General features: G+C 31.6%; 14 protein-coding genes. 5 read left to right on the plus strand and 9 right to left on the minus strand.

Going from position 1 to position 15380, the window contains the following annotated elements; all coding sequences use genetic code 11:
* Positions 1-158: 158 nt before the first annotated feature.
* Positions 159-305, plus strand: coding sequence for a hypothetical protein (locus O9267_RS08410; RefSeq protein WP_298178105.1), 147 nt, complete (start codon positions 159-161; stop codon positions 303-305).
* Between the two features lie 72 nt (positions 306-377).
* The gene (locus tag O9267_RS08415; RefSeq protein WP_298178107.1) at positions 378-779 is read left to right on the plus strand and encodes a hypothetical protein; all 402 of its coding nucleotides are present in this window, start codon (positions 378-380) and stop codon (positions 777-779) included.
* Between the two features lie 18 nt (positions 780-797).
* Here the strand turns inward: O9267_RS08415 and O9267_RS08420 are convergent, their stop codons facing one another.
* The 3 genes from O9267_RS08420 to O9267_RS08430 form a co-directional block, all read right to left on the minus strand.
* Complete coding sequence (locus O9267_RS08420; RefSeq protein ID WP_298178110.1) at positions 798-3032, minus strand: cation:proton antiporter; 2235 nt, start codon at positions 3030-3032, stop codon at positions 798-800.
* An 87-nt stretch (positions 3033-3119) separates the two neighbouring features.
* Positions 3120-4463, minus strand: coding sequence for an adenylosuccinate lyase (purB, locus tag O9267_RS08425; RefSeq protein WP_298178112.1), 1344 nt, complete (start codon positions 4461-4463; stop codon positions 3120-3122).
* Between the two features lie 111 nt (positions 4464-4574).
* Positions 4575-5267, minus strand: a complete 693-nt coding sequence (locus O9267_RS08430) for an NAD-dependent deacylase (protein WP_298178114.1) — start codon at positions 5265-5267, stop codon at positions 4575-4577.
* Positions 5268-5553: 286 nt separating this feature from the next.
* Between O9267_RS08430 and O9267_RS08435 the strand changes: the two genes are divergently transcribed.
* Positions 5554-6213: an RNA methyltransferase gene (locus tag O9267_RS08435; RefSeq protein WP_298178116.1), complete on the plus strand. Its 660-nt coding sequence runs from the start codon at positions 5554-5556 to the stop codon at positions 6211-6213.
* Between the two features lies 1 nt (position 6214).
* On the opposite strand, the gene O9267_RS08440 is transcribed toward O9267_RS08435, so the two are convergent.
* From O9267_RS08440 to O9267_RS08455, 4 genes are all read right to left on the minus strand, one after another.
* On the minus strand, positions 6215-6982 hold the full coding sequence (locus tag O9267_RS08440) for a carboxypeptidase-like regulatory domain-containing protein (protein ID WP_298178118.1): 768 nt from the start codon (positions 6980-6982) through the stop codon (positions 6215-6217).
* 87 nt (positions 6983-7069) lie between these two features.
* The gene (locus tag O9267_RS08445; protein WP_298178120.1) at positions 7070-9001 is read right to left on the minus strand and encodes a DEAD/DEAH box helicase; all 1932 of its coding nucleotides are present in this window, start codon (positions 8999-9001) and stop codon (positions 7070-7072) included.
* 135 nt (positions 9002-9136) lie between these two features.
* Positions 9137-9712, minus strand: coding sequence for a non-canonical purine NTP diphosphatase (locus O9267_RS08450; protein ID WP_298178122.1), 576 nt, complete (start codon positions 9710-9712; stop codon positions 9137-9139).
* Positions 9713-9752: 40 nt separating this feature from the next.
* Positions 9753-10559: an NYN domain-containing protein gene (locus O9267_RS08455; RefSeq protein ID WP_298178124.1), complete on the minus strand. Its 807-nt coding sequence runs from the start codon at positions 10557-10559 to the stop codon at positions 9753-9755.
* 243 nt (positions 10560-10802) lie between these two features.
* Between O9267_RS08455 and O9267_RS08460 the strand changes: the two genes are divergently transcribed.
* Positions 10803-12062 carry a pyridoxal phosphate-dependent aminotransferase family protein gene (locus tag O9267_RS08460; protein ID WP_298178232.1) on the plus strand — a complete coding sequence of 420 codons (1260 nt, stop codon included), beginning with the start codon at positions 10803-10805 and terminating at the stop codon, positions 12060-12062.
* Between the two features lie 785 nt (positions 12063-12847).
* Here O9267_RS08460 and O9267_RS08465 read toward each other — a convergent pair.
* Positions 12848-13966: a GTP cyclohydrolase gene (locus O9267_RS08465; protein ID WP_298178126.1), complete on the minus strand. Its 1119-nt coding sequence runs from the start codon at positions 13964-13966 to the stop codon at positions 12848-12850.
* Complete coding sequence (locus O9267_RS08470; protein WP_298178127.1) at positions 13966-14943, minus strand: transporter; 978 nt, start codon at positions 14941-14943, stop codon at positions 13966-13968. The genes O9267_RS08465 and O9267_RS08470 overlap by 1 nt, the downstream gene beginning before the upstream one ends.
* 116 nt (positions 14944-15059) lie before the next feature.
* Between O9267_RS08470 and O9267_RS08475 the strand changes: the two genes are divergently transcribed.
* Positions 15060-15338: a DUF4834 family protein gene (locus O9267_RS08475; RefSeq protein WP_298178130.1), complete on the plus strand. Its 279-nt coding sequence runs from the start codon at positions 15060-15062 to the stop codon at positions 15336-15338.
* The last annotated feature ends 42 nt before the right edge of the window (positions 15339-15380 follow it).

The following is a 15380-nucleotide window of genomic DNA, read 5'->3' on the forward strand; positions in this document are numbered from 1 at the left end:
TATAATTTTTTATGTTTTTAAAGAAATTCTTAGCCTAACCGAAATGATAAAAAAATAGTCCACAAGTTAATTATTAAATACTAAATGGCTCGATTTCAAGAAAACGACATACCAAAAGTTAAACTCAACGAAAGTATGCAACAATTTGTAGACGAACATTGAGTAGAATAGGTTGTTGTGGTTCAAAAGATATTCCAACATTACAAGAAACTGGAAGATTCGTCAGAATTACAACTAATGGAATTGGTAAAAGTCATCCGCATAATGTGACTATTACTAAAGAAACTCCTAATTATTCGAGATAATTTTTAGCTTTCAGTCGCAGCTTTCAGTTTACAGTTTGTCATTCCGAAGGAATCTTATTTAAAGTGCCATTTATGAATTTAAAATTCAATATTCAAAAAACAATAGAATCAGAACTATTTTATGGTTCTTATGTTATCTATATTCTTGGTGGTCATCATGTAGAAGTAAATCCAAATTTTTACATTCAAGTTGTAAATAATGAAACTAAAGAAGAGATTGAATTAAAAGAAAAATATCTTAAAGCAAGAGATTTTAAGTTTAGAAAAAAAGCTGTAAGATTCTATACTTTCCAGATTAATGAATATGCAAAATTTAAAATATCTGTCCATAACTATAATGATATTGTTGTGAAAGATTCAATTTTAGAAGTTTACCCGTTTCCATTTAACATTCCAAATATTGTATTGTCAAAAGTATTAGGTAGAAGTAGACAAAATAAAAGTTTAAATGATATTGAAATTTTAATTCAATAAAATTTAGAAATTGACATTTTAAGCCTTCATAAAATTGGCAATTTTTTTCTTTTCACCTGCAATCCATAAGATATCACTATCTTCTAGAACTAAATGTGATTCTGGATTAAGAATTCGCTTTCCGTTGCGCTCAACACCTACTATAATTCCATGTGTTTTTTCTCTAATACCAGATTCTCTTATTGTTTTTCCTATGCAAACTCTATTTTTTAATTCGAGTTTTTGCAGAATTATATCTGTTTCTTCAACAGTTTCTGGAATATCAATTTCATTTTTATCTAGAAAAACTTTAAAATCTTTAACCTGATCATCTGTTCCAATAACACTAATTTCATCACCTGGAAAAATACGCTCAGTTCGTGTTGGAATATTAATCATTATATCACCTCTTTTTATTGAAGCGATATTAATTCCAAATTGTTCTCTAATAGCAAGTTCTTGAAGTGTTTTGCCAGCCAAGTTTGATTCGTGTGCAATTTGAAACTCTGTCATGTGACCATCCCAAGGTGAAAGTGTGTTTTGTCTTTTATTTTCTTTCTTTATTTCTCTGTTATTAAGATTTGACATAAAATGAGTTTCAATTTTTTGATAAATAGCATGTAGCTTTTTAGGAAATATTATATAAGCAGAAACTGCAACTAGAAAAGCAATAAAAGCAATTCCAGCAGAAAAAAATGTATTCAAAACAAATCCAATGTAAAATAAGGTAAGCGCTATTCTAAAAAAAACTAACATTATTATTGGTCCTTGGTGTTTTTTTTCTTCCATCAATATTTGAACTTGCTTCACTGCTACTCTTCTGAGCGACAAAGCCCATAAAAATGGAGATAAAATTATAACAGTAATCAAAGCTGCAATAACATTTCCCGATTTTGAATCTTGTACTAATGGCAGCAAATAATTAGAAGAAAGTAAAATTATTGCAATTATAATGATTGAATGAATGATGACTTGTGTCAAATAACTTCTTAAAACAATTCTCCAATTACTTTCGGACTTAATTTCTTCCGTATTGGAACTATATAGTTTAATTCGTTTTACCCAACGTTTTGGTAATTTTCTCTCTAAAAAATCAGAAAAAGGCACCGCATATTTTACCATAAAAGGTGTTGTAAATGTTGTAATTGCAGATACAGCAACCACAATTGGGTAAAGAAAATCATTAGTAACCTTTAGCGTTGTTCCTAAAGTGGCAATAATAAACGAAAACTCGCCTATTTGCGACAAACTCATTCCAGCTTGAATGGATTGTTTTAAAGGTTGTCCAGACAGCAACGAGCCAATTGTTGAACTAATTGACTGCCCAAAAATAACTACCAATGTCAAAATTGCGACAGGTAGTGCATACTCTACTAACGTATCAGGATTAATCAACATTCCAACAGAAACAAAGAAAACAGCTCCAAACAAATCTTTTACAGGTTTTACTAGATGTTCAATGTGTTCGGCTTGTGTTGTTTCGGCTATTATTGAACCCATAATAAAAGCTCCAAGTGCTGGAGAAAAACCAACGTTTGCAGCAAAAATAACCATCAACAAGCAAAGTGCTAAAGAAATTATGAGCATCATTTCATCTGTCAACAAATGCTTTGCCTTTTGTAATAATGTTGGTATAAAGAAGATACCTACAACAAACCAAATAGTTAAAAAGAAAATTAATTTTAAAACTGAAAAAAACAATTCCATTCCAGAAAACTGTTGACTTACTGCTATTGTAGAAAGTAGAACCATCATCAAAATGGCAACAATGTCTTGAACTATCAAGGTACCGATTACATTTCCTGCAAATTTTTGAGTTTTTACACCAAGTTCATCAAATGTTTTTAAGATAATTGTTGTGGATGATATTGATAAAATTACACCTAAGAAAATGCTATTCATTTTATTCCAATTCATCAATTGACCTACAAAGAAACCAATTGCAACCATCGCTATTATTTGGGTAAGAGCAGTTATTGAAGCCGTTCCGCCAACTTTCATCAATTTTTTGAAACTAAATTCAAGTCCAAGGCTAAACAAGAGAAATATAACTCCTATTTCTGCCCAAACTTCAACACTATGCATATCTCTAACTGTTGGAAACAAATCGAACTTGTTTCCTGCTAAAAATCCTGCTACCAAATAACCCAAAACTAAAGGTTGTTTCAGCATTTTAAATAATAAAACTGCAATAGCAGCAGTAATTAGGATTAAACCTAAATCACTTATCAAATCAGGTAAATGAACCGCAGAAGCTGCTAAAAAGATAGACATAAATTTGAATTTTTACTAAAATAACAAAAAATCTGCTTTAATCAAAAAGACCAAAGCAGATTTAAAGAAATTATAACAAAAAATAGATTAAATCCCCAAATAATTACTTGGGCTAATCTGCATCAACTCTACTTTAATTTCATCTGAAACTTTTAAGGTTTGTATAAAACTATGAATCGCTTCTTTATTGATAACAGAATTGGTTCTTGTCAAGTCCTTCAAAGCTTCATAAGGATTTGGATAGCCTTCACGACGCAAAATCGTTTGAATGGCTTCGGCTACAACTGCCCAGTTTTTTTCTAAATCTTCAGCAAATTTAACTTCGTTCAAAACTAACTTGTTCAATCCTTTTAAAGTTGCTTCAAAAGCGATTAAAGTGTGCCCGATTGGAACTCCAATGTTTCTTAAAACTGTACTGTCGGTCAAATCGCGTTGTAATCTTGAAACAGGTAATTTAGCAGAAAGATGTTCAAAAATCGCATTGGCTATTCCTAAATTTCCTTCTGAATTTTCAAAATCTATTGGATTTACTTTGTGCGGCATGGCTGACGAACCAACTTCTCCAGCTTTTATTTTTTGCTTAAAGTAATCCATCGAAACATAAGTCCAAATATCTCTATCTAAATCGATTAGAATAGTATTTATTCTTTTTAAAGCATCGAAAAAAGCAGCGAAATGGTCGTAATGTTCTATTTGTGTAGTTGGAAAAGAATGCTGTAATCCTAAAACATTTTCAACAAAATCAGTTCCAAATTGCTTCCAATCGGTTGCTGGATAGGCTACATGGTGCGCATTATAATTTCCAGTTGCGCCACCAAATTTAGCAGCAAAGGGAATATTGAATAACAATCGTAGTTGCTCTTCTAAACGCTCTACAAAAACCAAAATTTCTTTTCCTAAACGGGTTGGTGAAGCTGGTTGACCATGTGTTCTAGCCAACATTGGAACATCCTTCCACTCTATTGCAAGTTCTTTTAATTTGGCAATTACCGAAATTAAACTTGGCAAATACACCTTTTCAAATGCTTCTTTAGTAGAAAGTGGAATGGCAGTGTTATTGATATCTTGAGAAGTTAACCCGAAGTGAATGAACTCTTTATATTTTTCTAAACCTAATCCGTCGAATTTACTTTTGATAAAATATTCAACTGCTTTCACATCATGGTTGGTTGTTTTTTCGGTTTCTTTTATCCAAAGTGCATCTTCGGTTGAAAAATTGGTATAAATTTTACGCAAATCTTCAAAAACGGATTTGTTTACATCAGAAAGTTGAGGCAAATCGGCTTCACATAAAGCGATGAAATATTCTACTTCTACTAAAACCCTATATTTTATTAATGCTTCTTCTGAAAAGAAAGGAGAAAGCGAAACGGTTTTGCTTCTGTATCTACCATCAATTGGAGAAATAGCGTTTAATTCTGTTAGTTGCATGTTGTTGTGTTGTTGTTTGAAAGTGCAAAAATAGTTAAACGATTTTAGAATATAGAAAATAGAACAAAGAAAATAGACTATCCACGGAATCTATTTTCTATTCTCTATTTTCTATTCTCTTGTTCGCAATTTTTCTCTTAAAAACGGAACACCTTCGGTTGCATTCATCGGAATTATTTCCAACGGATTTGACAAATCATAAATAGTGGCTGGATTTGGATCGATATAAAAAATAGGAACATTTTTATTGGTATAGTGCAACAAACCAGCTGCAGGATAAACTTGCATGGAAGTTCCAACAATTACAAAACAATCAGCTTGTTGGCTAATTTCGATTGCTTCTTCTAGTGCTGGAACGGCTTCACCAAACCAAACAATATGTGGTCGCAGTTGATTTCCGTTTGGGTCAACATTGCCAATATTTAAATCGCCATTCCAATCTAAAATATAGTTTTCGTTTTTGGTACTTCTCACTTTTAGCAATTCACCATGAAGATGCAACACTTTTGAACTTCCTGCTTTTTCATGCAAATTATCCACATTTTGAGTTATGATATGCACATCAAAATCAGATTCTAATTTAGCTAAAGTTTTGTGACCCAAATTGGGTTCAACGGTTTGCAATTGTCTTCGTCTTTGATTGTAAAAATCTAAAACTAATTCTTTATTTTTACACCAACCTTCGGGCGAAGCAACTTCCATTACATCATGACCTTCCCATAGTCCGTCGGCATCTCTGAAGGTTTTGATGCCACTTTCTGCTGAAATTCCAGCACCGGTTAAAACAACTAATTTCTTTTTCATAATATTGGAACGCAGATGACACGGATTTGCGCAGATTTTAAAATTGATTTAGTTTTTAAACACATATATACACAGACTTTAATTAGATACTATAGATTTTATAGAAATGTTATTTTTTTCACATAGTCTATAAAATCTATAAAAAGCGAAGCGACTTATATAGTTTATTATTATCTATGTTTCTATGTGTTTAAAATTTGACTATAAAATTAGTGAATTTGTTCTAAAATAGAGATTCGTTTTTATTAAATCTTGTTTTACTATTTTTGCAAAAATATTTTTGAGAATGATCGATTTAGACTATTTAGCCTTTTTAGAAAATATACTTACCGAAAAAAGAAAAGAACGTTTTTTAGAAGTTTTAAAAAACCGTACCAACCATTTTACAATTGCTATAGAAGATGTTTTTCAATTGCATAATACTAGCGCAGTAATGCGAAGTTGCGAAGTTTTTGGGATTCAAGAACTAAATGTAATTGAAGAAAAATTTGGCAAACGAATTGACAAAGAAATTGCAATGGGTGCACAGAAATGGGTTGATGTTAATCGATTTAATGCTGTTCAAGATTGTATTGATACACTAAAAGGCAAAGGTTATCAAATCATTGCTACAACACCTCATAACGATTCTTGTCTAATTCATGAATTTGATATTTCAAAAAAAAGTGCTTTGTTTTTTGGTACCGAAAGAGATGGACTTTCTCAAGAAATTATTGACCAAGCCGATGGTTATTTGAAAATTCCAATGGTTGGTTTTACTGAAAGTTTGAATATATCGGTTTCGGCAGCAATTATCATCCAAGATATCACTAACAGATTGCGACTTTCAGACATTAATTGGCAATTATCCGAAGAAGAAATTTTAGAAAAAAGACTTCTTTGGGCAAAAAACACCATTAAAGATATTCAACGAATTGAGGAACGATATTATTCTGAAAAAAAATAACCTATTTTTTCTTCAAAACTTTATATTCTTCGTGGCATTGTGTGATGGCTTCGAGAATTTGCAAATCATTTGCCGATTTTGCGAAAGCCTCTGAATAATTACATCGTTGCAACAATTCTGGTATTTCGTCCTTATCAACTCCAAGTATGATTGATAATGTTTCTCTATCGAACTTATTTTCTAACATTGCTCTAACTGAAGGATCTTTCTTCATTTCCTTTAGTCGTTTTAACTCTTTAGGTTTTTTTCCGAAAAAATTATATAACATATCCGCTGGATTGAATAGAGAACCCATAACTTTTCCAAAAGCACTAGGCGAATATTCTCCTGCCTCGTAACCTTGTTCTAATCCTGAAATACTATAACGATAATTTTCTCTTGAAGGAATCAATTTGGTATCAATTTCAAGATAACCTGTTAACATGTAGGGTTGGATAATTACTTCTTCAAGCGCAATGGCTTTTTCAGTTAACTTTATTGTAGTAGTTTTATTTTTAATCCAGTCATTGGTAACACGCATTTTTATAGATTGAAAACCAACCATAGATAAATGTAGTGTGTCATTAACAGAAGCGCTCAACTCAAAATATCCTTTTGAATCAGATACGGTTGCTTTTGCTTTATTCAAGTTAATAATATTTACATTGGAAACTGGTATAAAAGTGAATTCATTCACAATTGTTCCAGAAATTGATTGAGTAGTTGTGGCTTCTTGCGCTCCAACGGTGTTAGCAAGTGCAACTAAAAAAAAGACTACAAAATATCTCATATTTGGGTTTTAAAACGATAAAAGTAATAAAACAAATAAGATAAAATTGTAGTCTTCAATTTTTTATAAGAAAATTAACTAAATGACTTAGCTTTTTCTTGGTCTTCTTGGTCTAGATGCGTCACCAAAACCTTCCGAACGTCTTGGAGCTCTTTCTGAACTTCCTTCTGTTCTTGAAGAATCAAATCTTCTTGCTGGTCTTTCGCCTCTTTCAAAACCACCTGGTTCTCTTCTTGGAGCTGCACTTTTAAAACTGCCTTCTCTTGGTGCTCTTTCTGAAAAACCACCTTCTTTTCTTGGTCCAAAACCGCCACTTCTTGGTGCAGAACTTCTTCTTTCGCCACCAAAACCGCCACGTCTTTCTCCGCCTCCACTTCTACCATTATGATCACGTCTTCCGCCACCATCATTTTTAGAAATTTCAACGTTTATTCTTCTTCCGTTTAGATCAAAACCATTTAAGATTTCCATTACTTTATCAGTATGTTCTCCGTCAGTGTTAAAGAAAGAGAAACCTTCTTTTACATCTACTTTGAAAACGTCATCACGACCTAAATCTAAAGTTTCTTTTAAGAAATCTTTCAATTGCATCCAATCAAAATCGTCTCTTGAACCAATATTTACGAAATATCTAACTGGATCACCAGCTCTAATTTCTCTTGGTTCAGAACTTCTATCACTTCTTTCACCACCTTTTTCACCTGATAAATCACGTTTCTTTTTGTAGTAATTGATGAATCGATTAAATTCTACAGAAACCATTTTTTTGATCAACTCTTCTTTAGTCAAACCATCCAAAACCTCGTTGATAGCAGGAAGATAGTTGTCTATTTCGTGGTCAACTTCGGTATCTTTGATTTTATTAGCTAAGTGCAACAATTGAATTTCACAGATTTCCATTCCAGAAGGAATCGTTTTCTCTTCAAATTTTTGTTGGATGATTCTTTCGATAGAGGATATTTTACGTAATTCACTTTTAGTGATTATTACGATAGAAGTTCCTAATTTACCAGCACGACCAGTTCTTCCTGAACGGTGATTATAGGTTTCAATTTCATCAGGTAATTGATAATTTACTACGTGAGTAATATTATCAACGTCAATTCCACGAGCTGCAACGTCAGTAGCAACCAACATTTGAATTTGACGACCTCTAAAAGATTTCATTACACCATCACGTTGCGCTTGAGATAAATCTCCGTGCAATGCTGCGGCACTGTAACCATCTTCAATTAATTTTTCTGCAACAGCTTGTGTATCTCGTTTTGTTCTACAAAAAACTACAGAAAAAATATCTGGATTAGCATCTGCTAAACGCTTTAACGCTTCATAACGATCACGAGCGTTTACACAGTAAAATTCGTGTGAAACGGTTGCAGAACCAGAGTTTTTAGTTCCAACTGTAATTTCAGCTGGCGAAACCATGAATTTTTTAGCAATTCTGGCTACTTCTGCAGGCATTGTTGCCGAGAATAACCAAGTGTTTTTTTCGTCTGGAGTATCGGACAAAATCGATACGATGTCTTCATAAAAACCCATGTTCAACATCTCATCGGCTTCGTCTAGAATACAATAATTGATGTTTTTAATGTTTACAAGACCACGGTTAATCATGTCTTGCATTCTACCTGGAGTTGCCACAATAATTTGTGCTCCACGTTTAATTTCTCGGGCTTGTTCTGTAATGCTTGCGCCACCATAAACTGCCACTGTATGTAATCCTTTTACATATTTTGAGTAAAGTTTAATCTCGTTGGTGATTTGTAAGCATAGCTCACGCGTTGGTGATAAAATTAACGCTTGTGTACTTCTGTCTTCAGCATCAATTTTTTGAATCAGTGGAAAACCAAAAGCTGCCGTTTTCCCTGTACCTGTTTGTGCTAAAGCGACTAAGTCTGTTTCTTGTTCCAATAAGACTGGAATGGCTTTTTCTTGCACTTCTGACGGATTCTCAAATCCTAGATCTTTGATCGCCAGCAGTAACGACTCATTCAGACCTAATTGTTCAAATTTATTCATATTATATTTTAAAATTGGGTGCAAAGGTAGGTTTTAAAAACAATATAAACTAATTTGTTGTTTTTTGATTTTCAAGCAGTTGACATAATTGAATTTAAAATTGATTGTTAGAAAGTGTTCAAGAAAAATATTGTTTTATAGATTTTTACAAAATTCAACCAACTTTTTTACCGCTTTTCCTCTATGACTAATAGTTGATTTTTCTTCAATAGAAAGCTCTGCAAAAGTTTTTGAATAACCATCTGCAACAAAAATTGGGTCGTAGCCAAAACCATTATCTCCTACTCTATTTTCTATGATTTTGCCGTTTACAATTCCAGTAAAAAGGTGTTGTTTTCCATTTATATTTAAACAGATAACTGTTTTGAAGTTGGCATTTTTGTTGGTTTTATCTTTTAAATTTTTTAAAACCTTGTCAATATTTTTTGAATCATCTTTGGGTTCGCCAGCATATCTTGCCGAAAAAACACCTGGTTCTCCATTTAAAGCATCAATTTCTAAACCAGAATCATCTGCAAAACAGTTGAAACCATATTTTTCGGTAACATAATTTGCTTTCAAAATGGCGTTTCCTTCAATGGTATCAGCAGTTTCTGGAATATCTTCTGTGCATCCTATATCTTTTAGACTCATAATTTCTATTGAATTTGGTACTAAAAGTTGAATTTCTTTTATTTTATTTTGATTGTTGGATGCAAATACTAGTTTCATAATTGATTTATCAAGTTATTAAGGTAAAAAATGTTTTTTATTACGTATATCTCAATCTAACATAAACATGTTTTATACCTTTCTTATCCGATTCACGCTCATCTATTTCGAGAATATCTGTTAATGATTTTAACATCGGTGTAAGTTTAGAAAATCCATAATTACGCGGATCAAATTCTGGTTTTTTCTTTGAAATTAAATTTCCTACATCACCCAAAAAAGCCCAGCCATCGTCATCGCCTATTGCTTCAAGTGTGTCTTCAATAAGTTCAATAGTTTTGATGTCAATTTTATTTACAACTTCTTTTGGAAGCGCCAATTCACTTGTATTTGCTTCAACTAACTTTGGAGCTGGCTTGGATGTTTTACTTGTTACAGTTCTAACTTTTCTTGTTTTTTTTATCGCACCGTCCAGAACTTCTATGTAGATAAATCTGTCACAAGCAACTATAAACGAATTAGGCGTTTTCTTTTCGCCAATACCGATAACTTTCATGCCAGATTCACGTAATCTAATGGCTAGTCTTGTAAAATCGGAATCGCTGGAAACAATACAAAAACCATCTACTTTGTCTGAATATAACAAATCCATAGCATCAATAATCATAGCCGAGTCAGAAGAATTTTTGCCGACAGTATAACTATATTGTTGAATTGGTGTTATGGCATGTTCGAGTAAAACAGATTTCCAACCATTTGCATTTGGTTTTGTCCAATCGGCGTAAATACGTTTGGTTGTTGGAGTTCCTAACTTTGCGATTTCTTCCATCATTCCTTTTACGTTGCTATATGGAACATTGTCGGCATCGATTAAAACAGCTAGTTTGAGTTCTTTATTGGTTGACATAATGTAGTGTTGATTTTTGAAATTAAAATCAAATTCAAAGATACAATGTTTTTTTTGAAAACGAATGCCCTAGCCGTGATAGCAGTGGAAATCCTGTTATTGCGAGATTACAAAGTTCCTGCTTACTACTAAATACAAACTCGCAATAACAGATTGGAACGGATAGCGCGATTAGCTCCTTAAAAATTATGAAATAATATATAAAATAGTTAATTTTGCAACTTGAAAAAACAAAAAAATCAGATGGTAAAAGATTTATTCGAAAGAATTCAAAACAATAAAGGTCCATTAGGTAAATGGGCTTCTCAAGCAGAAGGATATTTTGTATTTCCTAAACTAGAAGGAGAATTAGGTCCAAGAATGAAGTTTCAAGGCAAAGATATTTTAAATTGGAGTTTGAATGATTATTTAGGATTAGCTAATCATCCAGAAGTTCGTCAGGCTGATACTGATGCAGCAATTGCTTATGGTGCAGCTTATCCGATGGGCGCAAGAATGATGAGTGGACATACCAATGCACACGAACAATTAGAAAATGAGCTAGCTGAATTTGTTCAAAAAGAAGCTGCTTATTTATTAAATTTTGGTTACCAAGGAATCATGTCTTGCATAGATGCGCTTGTAACCAAAAATGATATTATAGTTTATGATGTAGATGCACATGCCTGTATTATAGATGGTGTTCGTCTTCACATGGGAAAACGTTTTACTTACAAACACAATGATATTGAAAGCATGGAGAAAAATCTTCAACGTGCTACAAAAATGGCTACCGAAACTGGTGGTGGAATTTTATTTATTACCGAAGGAGTTTTCGGAATGCGTGGTCAGCAAGGTAAGTTGAAAGAAATTGTAGAAATGAAGAAAAAATACAATTTCCGTTTATTAGTGGATGATGCTCACGGATTTGGAACATTAGGAAAAACTGGTGCTGGTGCTGGTGAAGAACAAGGTTGTCAAGACGGAATTGATGTTTACTTCTCTACATTTGCTAAATCTATGGCAAGTATTGGTGCTTTTTTAGCTGCTGATAAAGATATTATTGATTATTTAAAATACAATTTGCGTTCACAAATGTTTGCAAAAGCGTTACCAATGATTCAAACAGTTGGTGCATTGAAACGTTTGGAATTATTACGTAAATCGTCTGAATTGAAAGACAAACTTTGGGAAAATGTAAATGCATTACAAGGTGGTTTGAAAACTAAAGGATTTAACATTGGTGACACTAACACATGTGTAACACCGGTTTATTTGGAAGGCTCAATACCAGAAGCTATGGTTATGGTAAATGACTTGAGAGAAAACTATGGAATCTTCTTATCTATAGTGGTTTACCCTGTTATACCTAAAGGAATTATTTTGCTAAGAATGATACCAACAGCTACACATACTTTAGCAGATATAGAAGAAACGTTAACTGCTTTTGAAGCTATCCGTGAGAAATTAGTAAACGGAACGTATGCAAAATTAGCGGAACAAAATGTTGAGAATATGGCTTAATAAAAGCTTTATATTTTTATAAAAAAATCCATTCGTTTTGACGAATGGATTTTTTTTGTTTTGACGATTTATTACTTTAAGTGGTTCGGGTTTTGAAGCCCTAAAACTTTCGGTTGTGGATTGAAAATAAAAAGTGTAACTTTTTAAGTTCTTATCTTCCGTTCTCAATTTTCAATTTTAATTTTCAATTTCCGATTTCAATAGCTATAAAATTCTTCTTAATTAATTTAGGGATTAATAAAATCAAAATAATTAGTAAACAAAAAAACAACGAAAGCAATATTCTAAACGGATTAAAAATAGGTAAAGAAAATAATCCTATCGATAAGATGAAAAAAAACCAAGTAAATGATTTTCTATTCAATATAGGAGTTAACACATTTTGAATAAATACAATAAAGAAAAAAGCAAATATAATAAGAGGAAATATAGTTCCTATAACTAGTTTTTGATTAGGCTTTATCGTTAAATAAACTAATGCAAGAAGGAAGGAATAAAATACAGTTTGTATAATACTAATAAAAAATCCAAATGCTAATATTCTTTTCATATTTAAAAACTATAAAATTATTTTCCGCTTAAAATGAATTGAACTGTTTTGTCGAAATTCCAATTTTAATGCTTCTGCTATTTACATTTCGACTTTTCAAGTTTATGATGGAAAGTTTAAACTCTCAAGATTCTACTTTATTTAATTCTTTCCAATACAGTTTTTTTTATTTTCTGATTGATTTTATCTGAGTAATTTCGACATAACGCCAGCGTAACTATTTATCATTTCATTTTTACAAATCCTTCTTATAAGTCTTTCTTTTTCTAAAAGTCACAGGATCAAAATGTTTCCATATTTGATGAATGGCGTGATTATCGGCTAATTCTGGAGTTCTTATACAATTTTTTATTCCTTTTTTTGTAAAAGAAACATAATTTTCATTAAAAATAACTGCTGTAACTCCTTTGTTTTGGTATTCTGGCGCTACACCTATTAGGTAAAATAAAACATCTTTGCTTTCTCTTCGAGCTTTTAGCATGTGGTAAATTCCAAATGGAAATAGTTTTCCGTTTGCTTTTTGCAATGCTTCTGCAAAACTTGGCATTACTATACTAAAAGCTACCATATTATCATCTTTATCAAGCACAAACTTTATGTATTCTGGATTGATGAAACTAATGTATTTTTTCTTAAAATATTCTTTTTGAACATCTGTAATAGCAACAAACGACGACAAATCGGCATAAGAATTGTTAAACAAATCGAACATTTTGTCTACATACGGCATAATGTCTTTTGTTTTGGTAAAATTCAATGGACGTAATTGGTATCTTTTTTTGATTAATTCTTGTGCTTTGAAGAAGAATTCGGGTTTTACATTTTCAAACGGAAATTTATTTTCCCAATATTCTTTTTCTTGAACAAACCCTAATTGTTCTAAATGTTGCGAATAATAAGGATAATTATACCAAGTAATCATTGAACCAATTTCATCAAAACCTTCGGTTAGAACACCCACTTTATCAAGATTAGAAAATCCCATTGGCCCTTCAACGTGTTCTAATTTGTTGGTTTTACCAAATTCATATACTTTTTCTAGCAATGCTTTGGTAACTTCAATATCGTCTATAACATCCCACCAACCAAAGCGAACTTTCTTTTTTTGTTGGTCGTTTACTTCATTCCAATTGATAATGGCTCCAATTCTTCCAACAACTTTATTGTCTTTATAAGCCAAATAAAATTTTGCGTCAGCACTTTTAAATGCTGGATTTTTTGTTTTATCAAAAGTTTCTAATTCATCAGCAATCAATGGTGGAACCCAATAGGGATGATTTTTATATAAAGTAAACGGAAATTTTACATAATCCTTAAAATCCTTTTTGGTAATTACTTCTCTAACCTCTGTCATTATTCTTCTTTTTCTTTAGATTTTGGCAATTTATCTAACATTTTTTTCTCGTTATTCTTTTTCTTTTTGTCTTTTTTAGCCTTATCAGCTTTATTTTTTTCAGGTGATTTTATCAAATGATCTTTGTAGTTAGTATCTGAACGCCATGTTACACCTACTCCAACATATAATAATGACGGCGTATCTTTAATGTTTTTAGTCACCGAAGCATCCACTTGTAAATTATTATGAACCAGATAGGCACCTCCCGCCGAAAACAAAGCGTCAGAATAATACTTGCTATTTATTCCTTTATGCTCTACAAATGCTGACCATTTATCATTAAAACCTCTTGTAAGTGTAACTAAATATCCTTTTGCTTGACCAGCAGTTGTAATTTTATCAAGAAAAATATTGGTGATAAAAACATATTGATTTCCAAAAATATTTTGAGTAATCAACATAAGCTTTGGACTAATATTACTCAATTTTTCATCTCCAAATTGGAATTTATTATTACTAAAATTCAAATTCATTCCACCATAAACAGACACAATTGGAATTAATTGCTTCATTTTAAATTTATGATTGGCTTTCCAACTATATAAATTTACATTTTCTTCATAAAATTTGAAAGGATCATAAACTAGATATTTTAAACCTAATGTAGTAGATTTAATTCCGCTTCTGTTTTTCTCAATAAAGTCGGTTACATATTTATCATTTTGATAACTAACTTCTAATATTGTCTCCAATTGTTCTTTAAAAAAACCATATCTCACGTTAAAATCAGTTACAAAACCATTTGCTTTATATTCCAATCCATTATGATTTTCGTTAATATAACCAAGTCCACCTTCTAACTGAACAACGGTTCTTCCAACCGCAAAAGCCGACATTGATTCGCTTGGACGATTAGAATTGACAATGTCTGTATATTGAGCATTACTCAATTGAAAAGTAAGTAATACTATAAAGGATAAAAACTTTGACTTCATAAAAATTGGTTTTTAAATACATTAAATTGAAAGTATCCAAATGTAGAATTTTTTTATTATTTATTTAAGATTCCAATTCGGCAAGATTTATTATTTTTGAACAAATTTATTAACTTATGGAAACGGCTTCTTTTACTGGTTTTTTCAAAACGCTTATCTACATTGTTGGGTTTTATTATGTTTTTAGATTTTTGGCCAAATTATTTTTACCAATTTTACTAAAAAAAGCGGTTCAAAAAGCTGGTGAAAATTTTCAAAAACAACAACAGAATTACCAACAACACTATCAAAATACATCAACCGACAACGATATTATTTACGATAAATCAACTTCTTCAAAACCTCGAGAAACTAAAAAAGTTGGCGAATATGTTGATTATGAAGAAATAGAGTAACTTTTTTGATTTAGTCTTCACAAAAGTTTGATTACCTACTTA

The organism is Flavobacterium sp. (genome assembly GCF_027531705.1).
Classification (GTDB): domain Bacteria; phylum Bacteroidota; class Bacteroidia; order Flavobacteriales; family Flavobacteriaceae; genus Flavobacterium.

Bases quoted from the DNA above. Each gene is read 5' to 3' on its own strand.
- O9267_RS08430 (WP_298178114.1), bottom strand. From the start codon at position 5,267: ATGAAAAAGAAATTAGTTGTTTTAACCGGTGCTGGAATTTCAGCAGAA.
- purB (WP_298178112.1), bottom strand. From the start codon at position 4,463: ATGCAACTAACAGAATTAAACGCTATTTCTCCAATTGATGGTAGATAC.
- O9267_RS08415 (WP_298178107.1), top strand. From the start codon at position 378: ATGAATTTAAAATTCAATATTCAAAAAACAATAGAATCAGAACTATTT.
- O9267_RS08445 (WP_298178120.1), bottom strand. From the start codon at position 9,001: ATGAATAAATTTGAACAATTAGGTCTGAATGAGTCGTTACTGCTGGCG.
- O9267_RS08470 (WP_298178127.1), bottom strand. From the start codon at position 14,943: ATGAAGTCAAAGTTTTTATCCTTTATAGTATTACTTACTTTTCAATTG.
- O9267_RS08475 (WP_298178130.1), top strand. From the start codon at position 15,060: ATGGAAACGGCTTCTTTTACTGGTTTTTTCAAAACGCTTATCTACATT.
- O9267_RS08455 (WP_298178124.1), bottom strand. From the start codon at position 10,559: ATGTCAACCAATAAAGAACTCAAACTAGCTGTTTTAATCGATGCCGAC.
- O9267_RS08465 (WP_298178126.1), bottom strand. From the start codon at position 13,966: ATGACAGAGGTTAGAGAAGTAATTACCAAAAAGGATTTTAAGGATTAT.
- O9267_RS08440 (WP_298178118.1), bottom strand. From the start codon at position 6,982: ATGAGATATTTTGTAGTCTTTTTTTTAGTTGCACTTGCTAACACCGTT.
- O9267_RS08435 (WP_298178116.1), top strand. From the start codon at position 5,554: ATGATCGATTTAGACTATTTAGCCTTTTTAGAAAATATACTTACCGAA.
- O9267_RS08450 (WP_298178122.1), bottom strand. From the start codon at position 9,712: ATGAAACTAGTATTTGCATCCAACAATCAAAATAAAATAAAAGAAATT.
- O9267_RS08460 (WP_298178232.1), top strand. From the start codon at position 10,803: ATGGTAAAAGATTTATTCGAAAGAATTCAAAACAATAAAGGTCCATTA.
- O9267_RS08420 (WP_298178110.1), bottom strand. From the start codon at position 3,032: ATGTCTATCTTTTTAGCAGCTTCTGCGGTTCATTTACCTGATTTGATA.